This is a genomic window from Pseudomonas sp. NFACC42-2, from assembly GCF_900116055.1.
GTDB lineage: Bacteria > Pseudomonadota > Gammaproteobacteria > Pseudomonadales > Pseudomonadaceae > Aquipseudomonas > Aquipseudomonas marginalis.
In genome coordinates this window covers 280,577-293,422 of record NZ_FOZO01000003.1, presented here as the reverse complement: position 1 = coordinate 293,422, position 12,846 = coordinate 280,577, and the positions used below count along the sequence as shown (strand labels likewise).

Here is a 12,846-nt window from a genome sequence, read left to right as displayed (position 1 = left end):
ACTTATCGTGAAAGGTAGAGCGCATGCCGACTCATCAATTACTCAACGGCCTGTCCGGCAATCTGCAATCGAGTACCGCCTGGTCCCAGCAACAGGCTCTGGAGCTGATCCAGCGTAATGTCCTGCAAGCCCTGGAGGGCCTGGACGCCGAGGAAAAACTACGTTTCCTGCGCTTGCAACGCAATGCCCTGGCGGCCCTGGCCGCGGTTGAGACCGAAAAGGAGCGGGTGGTCCGCAGCTTCAAGGCAGACGGCCTGGCGCAGTTGCGTGGCCGAATCGGTGGGCGCGATCCGGAGCAGTATCGCTTCGACACCACTTATATAGAAAGGATAGAGCAACCACTGCCATGGGAGCGACAACCGGGCAGCCACCTCCGACTTCCCCGCCGCTCCGATATCGATTATCGCGAAATCATACATGTCAAAAGCATGTCGTTGTGGGAGGCCGCCTGCGTGAACTTCGGCTTTACCACCTCCTTTCGCCAGACTTCCGGCTATAGCCTGGTCGACGCGAGCAAAGTGGTGGGCCCCGACGGCGATCGCAGCCTGAGCGCCCGGGAGTTCATCGCCATCGCCCGCGATCTGGACCTGGGCCATCAACTGCAAGAGCAGATCCAGGCCACCCTTGGTGAAGGCGGCACACTGCGCCGGTTGATGGGCGACGCGGCGCTGGCGCTGTTGCAGTTCGATGTGTTGGATGCGTGGCGCAACCGCGCCCACAATGGTCTGACCCGCGCGACGTACGACAGTCTCACGGCATCGATCGACGGCAGCGGGCCACAACTGCCCGTCGAAAGTCTGAGCCTGACCTCGGGGGTGACCCCCATCATCGCGGTGCCCTTTGTGCCCTGGGACAGCTCAATCCCGGTGCCCTTGATGCTGATCAAGGTCGCAAGCCTGGGGGTACTGTCTTATTTTCCTTTCCGTCCCGGCGGTGCATTTCGCTATCACCGTGATGCCCAAACGGCAGAGGCCGATTTCCGCCAGCAACTGCTGGAGAGCCACAGAAAAAATGACCTTGGCTGGTTTTCCCGGCAGCTACCGCTGGTGGGCATGTCCGTGTTCAAACCATTACTGACCCAGGAGAAACGCCCCGAGGGCATGAACTGGCTGGCCGGGCATCTGTATGACGGCTTTCACAAAGCCTTTCCGGAGCGCACGCTCAACGATATCCGCTTCTCCACAGACCCGCACACTGGCCCCGCCGTCACCCTGGTGCAAGCCTTGTCTTACCGACAGATCCAACGCTGCCAGGCCGATATGGACACCCTGGCCAGTACCCGTTCCGAGGCCGACTGGCAAGCCCTCAAGGATGCGGCGGCGGCGATCGCCTCAGAAGTCTTGCAATTACTGCTCACGCCACTGCCCGGCGGGGTCACGGGGATGAACCGCGTCATGCAACTGGCGGTACTGGGCAGCATGACTTATAGCGTCAGCGTGGGTCTGAGCGAAGCCGTCAAGGGCGATGCCAGCAACTTCGCCTCGACCCTTACCGACGTCGCCGACATGGCCATCAGTGGGCGCCTGATCAGCGTCGCCGGCAGGGTCCATCGCCAGCGCATGCTCGAACACTTGCAACGATTGGGCAACCCGCGCAAAGTCACGCGCCCCGACGGTGTGGAGGAGCTGTGGAAGCCCGATGCTCGCCCCTACGCCCACAGCCAGCAATACCTGCTTGAGGGTAAACGCGCCGACACGCTGGGTGTGTTCACCGTACAAGGCCGGCAATACGTCAAGCTGCACCATGACAACCAGACCCTCGTGGCAGAGGTCGCCCACGACCAGGCCACTCAGCGCTACGTACTCAAGAACAGCAGCGGCTACAAGCCACCGATTATCTTCAACCCGGCGCTGCAAGCCTGGACCTTCGACCTGCACAACACCCAAGCCCTGTCGGATACCCAGTTGCTGCAACAGATGCTGCCCAATGGTTCGTCGGTCATCGCCCAGGCCGACCTGGAACAGATGCTGCGCAGCACGGCCACCTCTCGCGCCACCTTGGAGGATGTGTGGCGTGGCGAACCGGCACCGCTGAACCTGATCGAAGGCGTGCGGCGCCTGCAAGCCGACCAGGTGATCGAGCACATCATCGATCACTTTCACGAAGCCGGTTACCTGCCCCCCTATGGTGACAGCGTGGTCCTGTCGCTGCTGACCCAACTCCCCGAATGGCCCGCCGCTGTCCTGTTGAGCATCAACGATCCGCAACACGGCTTGATCGAAACCTACAGCAATACCGAGCAGCCGGTGCCCGACCCGACGACGATTACAATCATCCGCAGCGCAGAAGGCAGCTACCAGGCCGAAGGAGACCGCGGCTTGCCGCCTTATCGGGCAGACCCCTTGTTGAGCCTGGTCATCAACCTGCAACCGGCCACCTCGCAACTGGGCCTCACAAATCGAAGCGCCGCCACACCCGAGCAGCGGATCATGACAGTACGTCGCGACGTTGCCGCCCTGGCGCGTCGCGAACGCCTGGCACTGTTCGCGGCCCTGGTGAGTTACGCCGGTTATGAAAAACATGAGCTATTGCCCCCCGCCAATGTGCGGCGTTTCCTGCCGGTCAAGGCATCGATGCCATTGGTGGCGGTTACGCCGTTGCTGAAAAAACTGCGCGACCTCAACAGCCCGCTATCACCGGCCTTGCTGGAGCGTCTGCTGGCACAGCATCCCCTTACCCCACGCCAGCAGCAGACCTATCTACGCGAAGGCGGGCTGCCGACGGCCTTTGCCGAACTGTTGGATAACCATCGCACCGCCCTGCGTATAGACGCCGCCATCGACGCGCTGTATCACCCGCGCCAGTTCAACAATGATGCCGATCAATGGGCCAGGGAATTTGCCTCGGCGCTGATACGCCGCAGCCTCAAGCGCGATTTCGTCATCACCGAAGTGGTCGCGGGGCGTAGCGCAACGCCGTATGCCTCCAGCGGTCCCGACGACCTCACCGTGGAACTGCGCCACTATGGCAAAGGCGTCTATGAAGCTTACGACATGCGCAATGCCGGCACGATTGCGGTGTCGCCGGCGGTGGACAGCTTCTACTTGGCCATTGGTTCGGTGCTGCAACCCCATGAACGGCAACAATTGGGCATGCGCGGTGCCACCGACGCCATGGGCCTGCGCACGACGTTGGGCGACTACATGAGCAGGCAGCGCGGCCCGGAAGGTTTTGTAAGATTGGCCGATGGTTCGCTGGCGCAGTACGAGCATACCTTGTCGCTGCCGACCAACCTGCGGCCCGATGCCTTGGGCATTTTCCCCCACCACGGCGACCACTATCTGCCCCTGTTCGGTTCCTGGTACCGAATTGTCCATGACAAGCGGATCTTCAAGTGGCGGCTCAAACATCCGCAAAAGATCGGTGTCGACACGCCAACGTTGGAGCACAACAGCGACGGCGCCTGGCGCCTGTCCAGCGAAAACCCCATGGGCTGGGATGACCACAGCCTGCTGTACCGCCTTGGGGGTGATCACTACACATTCCCCCAGGACACCGCCAGCGCCATTCTCGCCCTGACCGACACCCCGCCCCACGTGCTGCGCCAGATACACCGAAGCGGCCGAGCGTCGCCTCCGTTGTTGGCCGATACCTGCAAGCGCTTGCGCATCGATCAGGAAATCGACCATTTCATCGAGTCGATGTATGAACTCCCCAACACTTCCGCCACCGCTCCAGACCCGGACCTGCAACTGCTGGTGGTCTCCAGCCTGCCCGGCTGGCCCGACAGCCACGTGCTGGAGATTGTCGACCGGGACGCCCCGCTCAGATACCCCGCCCGTCATCGGCCCGACGCCAAGGTGGTGAGCGCCACCGATAAGGACCTCGAGACGTCAGGGCTGCTGGAAAAATTCATCGCTGACGACGATCTGGCCCTGGCGCTGCTCGGCGCGCTGCCCAAGACTCAGGAACAGCGCCTGTTCCAGCTGATCACCAGGATCGTTGAATATACCGACCGGGAGAGGCCGCAAATCCTCGAATCCCTGTACCGGCGCAGCGAGTCCGCAGGCACCGAACGGGAGCGCCGCTTCAAGACCAAGCATCCGGACCTGTCCACCAGCACGGTCAAGGCGATTCTCGGCCAGGCCTCCAAGCGCGAACTCAAACAGCTGCATGAACACGATCAACTGAGCCTGCGCCTGGCCGAACAAGCGCGCCTGAGCGGCCACGAATTACGCTTGAACCGTGCGTTCGAGGGCCTGTATGTGGATGCCTGCATCAACGCCGACAGCGACCGGATCACCCTGTACCTGCTGCGCAACCTGCCCGCCTGGCCGAAGACCCTGCGCATCGATGTTCGTGAACGGGACAATCAGGGGCGCCTGCTGGAAACCGCGGGGCATCTGCAGGGTTCGTCACGCAAGACCGTCGCCAAGACCAACCGGGGTTACCAGGCCTACAACCAGCAGGGTGAGCCGTTGGGTCAGCCTTCGAACAGATTGCTGCGGGTTATTCTCAGCACGTTGTCCCCTGACGAGCAGGCCCTGCTTGAGGCGGACAGCGAAAGCGGCATCGCGCAGCTGCGCAACCAGTTGGCCGAACTGGCCTTCGCACGCCGCGTGGAAATCAAGGGCCTGCTGGATATCCCGCACCTGCAACATTGGATGCAACCGGCCATGGGGGTTGATCGTTCGTTTCTGGTGTATCCGTTGTGGCAGCGCATCTGGCCTTTCCGTGGCCACCGGCCACCGGACCTGGTAGCCAAGGTCCAGGAGCTTTACCCGCACTTCAACAATGACGATGCACGACGATTGCTCCAGTCATTGAACATGACCGACCCGGAAAAACTCATCGAGCTGGAGCGCCGCCAGGCCGAGTACCAGGCCATGGATGTGGAGCTGTCACGCTGGAGCGAAACCCTGCTGCCGGCCGACAACGAACTCAATGACCCACTGGGCATGAACCGTGGCCGGCGTCGCCATATCGCCTACCAACTGCGGGGCGCATGGCGGCGCGAAAACGCGACGTTCTATATCGCCGGTCTGTTCAACGTGCCGTCACTGGAGTTGCAGCTGGACGACGAAGGCCTGCCGCCGGGGTCGTTCCTGACCGGCACCAGCGGCTTCAGCCACATTGAATACCTGCGAATTTCCGGTAACGCCTTCCCCGCCACGGGGGCAGAGTTCCTGGGCAAATTCACCCAGCTCAAGGCCTTGCGCATCGACTGTCGCCTCACCGACTTGCCCAGCGCGATCACCGACATGACCTGGCTCACCCACCTTGACCTTAACGACAACGACCTGCGTTTGACCGAAGAGTCGGTACAACGCCTGGCCACTATGGTCAACCTGCAGAAACTCGACCTGAACGACAACCCGGACCTGACCCTCACTCCGGATGTCAGCCGGATGCTGCAGCTCAATACCCTGCGCCTGGCCAACACCGGCATCACCCAATGGCCCATCGGCGCCAGCGCGCTGCCGGTGCTGACCGAGCTGCACTTGCAGGCCAACGGGATCAGCACCATTCCCGACGAAGTCTTCAGTAACCCCTGGCTGCAAATGGCCAATCGCAACACCCTGCTGCACGAAAACCCGCTGTCCGCCGAGACCCTGGCAAGCATCGACGCCTACCGTATCGCCACGGGTATCCGCCTGGGTGGTCAACTGCGCACACCGGCCCATGCCCCCGTGGCGTCGAATGACCTCGATACCTGGCTGACCGGCGTTGCGGCGCAGGACGTGGCGGCCCGCCGACAACTGTGGGAGCAACTGCAGGCGAATGAAACGGCGAGTGCCGATGATGTGTTCCGGGTCCTGCGCGACCTGAAGAGGACCCACGCCTACCGCAGCACCGCGTCAAGGACGCGGTTGACCGAGCGGGTCTGGAGCCTGTTGATCGCGATGGGCGAATCGACCCAACTGCGCAACACGATCTGCCTCAATACCTACGGTTCAGGCAATTGCGGCGACAGCGTACTGCTGGCCTTTACCAACATGGAGCTGCATCACCGTATCCACCAGGCCAAGCTGCAACCCAGGAGCTACCTGGCCGACCGGGCCTTACTGGAACTGGCCAAGAGTTGCTTCTACCTCAATCAGCTCGATCACTTTGCCGACCAGTTCGTGCTTGCGCGTGAGCGGGCCGACCTGGATGTCGATCCCGCCGAGGTGACCATCTACCTGCGCAGTAAACTGGCGCGGGAATTCAACTTGCCGTTTTATCCATTGGAGCTGCTGTACAGCGTGGATGACTATGTGACACCGGCGGTGATCGACGACGCGCGCCGGACCCTGCGCAGGCTCGGCCAGTCACCGGCGTTGCAGGAGGCGATCCTGGCCACCGAGTTCTGGGTCGAGTACCTGGCCAGCAGCGAGCCGGAGGCCTTTTTCACCGTCAAGGACACCATCACCTACAAAGTCAGCGTGCTCGATCAGGAGTTAACGGACAGGCGTTCGGATGAATACCTGGAACGTCGCCAGCAACTGGCCGACGAGGAAACCAACGAACACAACCGCCTGGTGCGGCAGTTGACCGAGGGCACGCAACGCACGTTGCAGCGCGTCTGATTCGGTACGGGCCGACCTGTCGTGACACAGGCCGGCCCGCATCAAGGGATCATGCCGAGCGCTGTGAACCCACGGCAACCTGGGTCGGCTGCAGCTTGAACACGTAGAACAACACGGTCAGCAGGACCAGGAACGCCGGCCCCACATACAGTGCCACGCGGGTATCCGGGAAGTACGCCATCAGGCCCACCACCAACACCAGGAACGCCAGGGCCAGGTACGAACTGACCGGGTACAGCCACATGCGGTACTTGAGGGCTTTCTGTTCGGCCGGGCTCAGGCTCCTGCGGAACTTGAGCTGGGCCAGCAGGATCATGACCCACGTCCAGATCGCGCCGAAGGTGGCGATGGACGTGACCCAGACGAAGACTTTCTCCGGTACCAGATAGTTGAGCAACACGCCCAGCAGCAACGCGAAAATCGACAGCAACAGCGCCTTGCGGGGCACGCCGTTACGGGAGGTGGTGCCAAAAGTCGCGGGGGCCTGGCCGTTCTGCGCCAGGCTGTAGAGCATGCGCCCGGTGCTGAAGATGCCGCCGTTACACGACGACAGTGCCGCAGTGATCACCACGAAGTTGATGATGCCGGCGGCGGTCTTGATGCCCAGGCGCTCGAAGGTCATCACGAACGGGCTGCCCTGGGTGCCGATCTCATTCCACGGGTAGATCGACAGGATCACGAACAACGCGCCCACGTAGAACAGCAGGATGCGCCAGAACACCGAGCCGATGGCGCGGGGAATGGTCTTCTGCGGGTTCTTCGCTTCACCGGCGGTGAGGCCGATCATCTCCACGCCCAGGTAGGCGAACATCACCATTTGCAGGGACATCAACACGCCCTGGACGCCATTGGGCATGAAGCCGCCGTGGCTCCACAGGTTGGAAATGCCCAGGGCCACGCCGTCGTTGCCGAAGCCGAAGGCAATGATGCCGACGCCGCCGATCACCATGGCAATGATGGTGACGATCTTGATCAGCGCGAACCAGAATTCGAATTCACCGAAGGCCTTCACCGCGATCAGGTTGATGGTGCCCATGCTGATCAGGGCTGCCAGGGCCCAGATCCAGCGCGGTGTGTCGGGGAACCACACGCCCATGTACACCGCCACGGCGGTAATCTCCGCCACGCAGGTCACCAGCCACAGGAACCAGTAGTTCCAGCCGGTCAAAAAACCCGCCAACGGGCCGAGGTAGTCCTGGGCATAGCGGCTGAACGAGCCGGCCACCGGGTTATGCACGGCCATCTCGCCGAGGGCGCGCATGATCACCAGGATGGCCAGGCCACCGATAATGTAGGAGAGCATGATGGCCGGACCGGCCATTTCGATGGCCTTGGCCGAGCCGAGGAACAGGCCGACACCGATACAGGCGCCGAGCGCCATCAGGCGGATATGCCGTTCGCCCAGTTCGCGTTTGAGCGGGCCGCCCGAAGCGGTCTCGCCATGGGGCAGGTGGTTGCCGACTGGCATAGGGATACAACCTCGTCTTGTTATTGGATATGAGCCTCCGAGTCCGGCACGCCACGGCGGGTCAGCCATGGGGTACCGTCTCCGGCTGGCCTTTTGGGTCAACCGGTCTGGCCGGGCCAGATCAGGGGGGTGCAGTATAAAAAGCTCAACCCAGTGATTTTCACTCTATAAACGGAAATATTCAGCGGGAATTCCCGGAAAATTCCGATTGCGCGGTTGGAGTATCGCACGGCAATGGTGCAGCACTTCAAGCCTGGACCTGCCAGTCTGGCGTCCACATCGGCGCTTCGAAGAACAATCTGCGCGCCATGCGCAGGTAGATTTCACCGCGATGGATCTCCAGGGTCTGCCGCACGCGGCCGGTCTGCCCGGCCTGGATACTGGCAAATGCCTGGGCCTGCGCCTGGGCCTGGGACTGCTTACCCATGCGGTGCTGCTCCAGGGTCTTGAGGTGCGCGGCGGTGAAATGATCGTCCGGCCCGGCCTGGCGCTCATAGTGGAAATGCGCGTACCACAACGGCCGGCGGGTATGCACATCCATGACCACATAGGTCTGCAGCCAATCATGGGGGCTGGCGGCCAGGGCAACCCGCTCGCCTTGGCGAAAAATACGCGCTTCATGATGGCTGACCAGCACGTCCACGCTGGACTGGGTGGGTAGGCGCGCCTTGATGGCACTCAAGCGCACCTGCAGGCCCTGCTCGGATAAGCGGCTGGCCGCAGCGCGCAACTCGTCGGCTACGGTCCTGGCCCGCGCCTGTTGCGTGGCGGCAAGGCGACCCGGTTCGCTGTGCTGCAAGTGACGGTGGATGGCGTCGCCACACTGGCGCAACTTGGCGGCGTGCTGATCCAGAAGGTCCTGCAACGACTGCGGTTCATTGGCCTTCTGCGCCATTTTGAGCACCTCGGCAATGGCCGGAGCGACCGACGCCTGCAACGCCTCGCCCTGCTCAATCAAACGATTGAGATTAGGCAGCGCAGCGGCGCGCCGGGGAACCGGCTTCTTGACCGGCTCCCACACCCCGTCGGCGGCGTGGGTAAACGAGGCAATCACGGTGTTCTGGGCGTCCACCACCTCAGCCACCTCGACCGGCTGCTCACCGGTGGTCATCTTGACCTGGGCCACATACAGATCCTGGTTGCGCGTGCGGATGATGTTTTTCAGCGCCACGCGCGGTGTCGGCGCAGCACGCGGTGCGGGGCTCACAGGGGTCAGGGCCACAGACAGTTCGCGCTCGACCTCCGCGTGCAATTGGCCACACAGTTGCTGCAACTTATCCAGGTAATCGAGGTGGAATTTGTCCGGCTCCATCGCTCGCCAGAACTCGATGCGGTCATTGGTCTGGGCGTAGACATGGTTGAGGCTATCCAGCAACTCGATACGCAATTGCGCGCTCAGGGGCGCCAACTCATGCAGTTGCGCCTGGGACCGGCTGGCCCAACGTGCACGGTTGATAGTGTCGTCCAGGCTTTGGAAAAAATCCTCGTCCAGCCGCGGCCCCTCGGTCTTAAGCGCCACCGCCCACAACGCCGTGACTTGCAACGACTGCAGATCCAACACCGACGGCGATGCCGCCTGGCCCATCCGCAAGCTCTGGGCGCGGTCCCTGCCGTACTTGGGAACGCCTTCCAGCGCGTGCAGGAAGCTGACTTCCTGGATGCGCCAGCGGATGGCGTGCTCGTTGCTGTCAGCCAACTGCCGCAGGCCGTCCATCAACGCCTGGTGCGCCTGTTGATTGATATCCCGGCTGCTCTCCTGCTCATTCAACGACTGCACCTGGTCCAGCACCGGAACCAACCGGGTATTGATGGCGATGGTCGTTACGCGGGCCTGCGCCAACAGTTGCTGAAGGTTGAGGATTATCCCTTCGAGCGCCGTCGACAGTTCACGTTCGTAACCCGGCCGGTGCTTGAGTGCCTGCAGGTCCTTGAGGCAATCCAACTCCAACAGCGCCGCATCCAGCTTATTCTGCAGTTCCTGGGTATAGCGGATTCCCGCCCGGGCGCGCTGCTCGTCGGTGAGATTGGCAACCTCACTGGTCAGCAGGTGGTAAGCCACCACCACGGCCCGATTGGCCGCCTCGCGCCGCTGGCCGTATTGGCGATAATCCTGCTCCAGTTGCTGGCGGCGCGACTCGGGGTTGGTCACCACCACTGTATCGGCCTGACCACCCAGCAGGCGCAGGCGCAAGTCCACCTCCCAACGGCCAGTGTCCAACAGCTTCAGCCAAGGCCCCATCTCACGACCATCGGCACTGATCACCCGCACACTGTCATCCGTGACCCTGGCCCGATAGACATGGCCGCGCACCAGCACCTGCCACTGCGGCGGCTGTGCGGCGGCGTTGAACAACACCCCGTCGAGCCGTCCGCCTACCTGCGCACCCGGCAAACGCGCCGGCCAGGGCTGAGCGAACGCCTTAAGGCTGAGGCGTTCGAGCCGGGCCTGCAGAGGCGGCGTCAGGGTGTCACGGGCATTGCTCCAACCACCGGGGGCACGCAACGGCATGTTCAGCGGGCCGCGCGTCAGGGTCGGCGGCGCCAGCCTTGGCGGGCTTGGTGCGAACGCCGGATCGCGCAGATCCAGGGTCGACGGCACCTCGTGGGGCGAAGCCCGATGCGCGAGGATCAGCACCAGGTTGCTCAACAGGTCCATCACGCCCTGGGCCTGGGCGGCCGGGTCGGTGCCGCTGACGGCCTGCACATCACGGTGCACGCTGTCCATCACCTGCACCATCCATCCCGCCAGCGCCACCGGGCCTCGCAGAAACGGCAACAGGCTGTTGAACAGCAGCCAGCCACCTTCTTTCAACGTCGCCCAGCGCTGCTCGGCGTTGGACACCGATTGGCGCTCTGCCAGGCTGACCAGCGCCTGCACCGTGGAGGCGAACACCCGAGGCAACGGGTCTTGCGCAATCAACTGTTTGCTCAAGCGAACCGACGCCGGACGCTCGGGCACACTGAACTCATCGCCAGCGAGAAAATGCCGTACATGGGGTTCTTCGAAACCGCCATTGGCATACAGCGCCTGGCGCGTTGGCGGCAGCCAGGCGAGCACCGTGTCCTGCAACGGACCGGCCGCCTTGATCGCCTCGAACAACGCCTGGGCGGACGAAAACTCCTGCAGGCTGGGGCTGAACAGTGGCTGGTAGAGCAGATGTGGCCCGTCGTCGGCATCCCTTGGGCCAATCACATACAGATTGAGCACCGTGTCTGGGGAAGACGTGGGCGTGGCCTTGAATGCCAGCGGCCATAACGCCGCCTGCGGCGGTTGCATCAGGGCCGCCTGCACCAAGCGATAGCCGGCGTCGGTCAGGCCGTGCTCGCCCTTGAGCTTCATCTGCAACGCCAGCAGCGGCAGTTGCGCCCGCACCTGTCGGGTAAACAGCGCTTCACGGCGTTGCCGCTCGGCCGGGTCGTCCAGCAGTGTTTGCTTGAGCAGCGCCGGGTACGCCTGGCCGATATCCACCTCGCTGACACAGCCCAGCAGCAAGGTCGCCGTGAGCCAGTCTGGCGCGGGACTGCCCTTGAGTTTGATCGCCGAGGGCAAGTGCGGGAAACCGCCGAGGTTCTCCAGGGCCAGGTCCGTCAGTGTCAACGTCAGCGGATGTACATCGCCGGTGGCAAAGCCGCCGGCAGTCATGGCCGCCGTGACGATGTGGTAAGTCAGCTCGATATCCTGCGGCTCGATGCTACTGGCGCGGCGATCCTTGCGCAGGCAGTCCTTCAGGGCCTGGTCGGCAAAGGTCCGGATCGGCGCGATACCGTCAAGAAACGTACCCGCGCCCGCCACCACCAGGGCCTGCAATGCATGGGCGTAGGCCAGGCTGTCGGCCGCCGAGGCATGGATCAGCCACAGTGGCAGTTGGTCCTGCAGGCGCAGTTGATACGGGGTCAGCACCGACTCGAACCAGCGCGAGGGGTCGGTCACATAATCGAGCATGGCTTGAAACTGTGCGGACGAACGCGGTACCGAACGGTCGATGGCCAACACATCCGCGCGTTGGCGTTCGGCATAGCTGGCGGCCAGCGCATCGAACGGATCGCCCCACGGCTCCTGCACAAACCACTCAAGCGCCTGGTCGGCCAGGCGCGCGCTCAGGTAGTCGGGAATCAAGACTTCGATATCGTCCAGGCGCTTGAGCGGGTGCAGGCCGGTCGCGGGGCTGAACAGCCACTGGTCGAGAATCAACAGCGGCAGCATCTCCGGGGTCTGCGCGCTGCCTTGGGGCCTGACATGAACGGTGTGCACCGGCAACGCTGCCGCGTCCAGGGTCCACTGGCGATCAGGGCGACCGGCCCGCAGCGACGCGCGTGGGAACAAACGAGTGAACTGCGCCGCGTCCATGCCCGGCGGCTGCGGGCTGTCGTACAGCAACGCCAGCCAATCATCGGACAGGTAGGCCCAGCGCGTGGTGTTCACCGGCACCAAAGCCCGCCACCAGTCCAGCAGTTGTTCAAGCCAGGCATCGAGCAGGTCCGCCCCGAGTTGGTTGACCACCTCTTCAACATCCAGCAGCGGCGGGTCACCGGGCACATGGATTTCCCGTTGATGCACGAACACCTGATGGTAATCCTCTACATAGCGCGTCGGCTGCGCGCTGGCCAGGCGCGTCACCACTTCATCGGCGAGGGCGCTGTAGTGGGTCTGGTCGGCCGGCATCGGGGTGCCGATGGCGACGTGTTCCGCACGCAGGCCGAGGCTGGGGAAGCGCCGATCCAGCGTGGCTTGCGCCTGCTTGATCGCGGCTTCGCGCAGGGTCGGTGGGGAGGAAAACAGGCTGAGGATTTGCTCGATATGGCTACGCCGCGACGAGGGGGTTGCAGGCATGGGTTGGACTTCCTTGTGACGGACGCTGGATTCGGTCC

General features: G+C 63.1%; 3 protein-coding genes. 1 reads left to right on the top strand and 2 read right to left on the bottom strand.

What is annotated here, in order from left to right; translation table 11 throughout:
• Positions 1 to 23 precede the first annotated feature (23 nt).
• Positions 24 to 6,509, top strand: a complete 6,486-nt coding sequence (locus BM416_RS08630) for an NEL-type E3 ubiquitin ligase domain-containing protein (protein ID WP_092487370.1) — start codon at positions 24 to 26, stop codon at positions 6,507 to 6,509.
• Positions 6,510 to 6,558: 49 nt separating this feature from the next.
• Here BM416_RS08630 and BM416_RS08625 read toward each other — a convergent pair whose 3' ends face one another.
• Together BM416_RS08625 and BM416_RS08620 are read right to left on the bottom strand one after the other, a co-directional pair.
• Positions 6,559 to 7,977 carry an amino acid permease gene (locus BM416_RS08625; protein WP_092487367.1) on the bottom strand — a complete coding sequence of 473 codons (1,419 nt, stop codon included), beginning with the start codon at positions 7,975 to 7,977 and terminating at the stop codon, positions 6,559 to 6,561.
• A gap of 247 nt (positions 7,978 to 8,224) precedes the next feature.
• Complete coding sequence (locus tag BM416_RS08620) at positions 8,225 to 12,808, bottom strand: hypothetical protein (RefSeq protein WP_092487364.1); 4,584 nt, start codon at positions 12,806 to 12,808, stop codon at positions 8,225 to 8,227.
• Between the last annotated feature and the right edge of the window lie 38 nt (positions 12,809 to 12,846).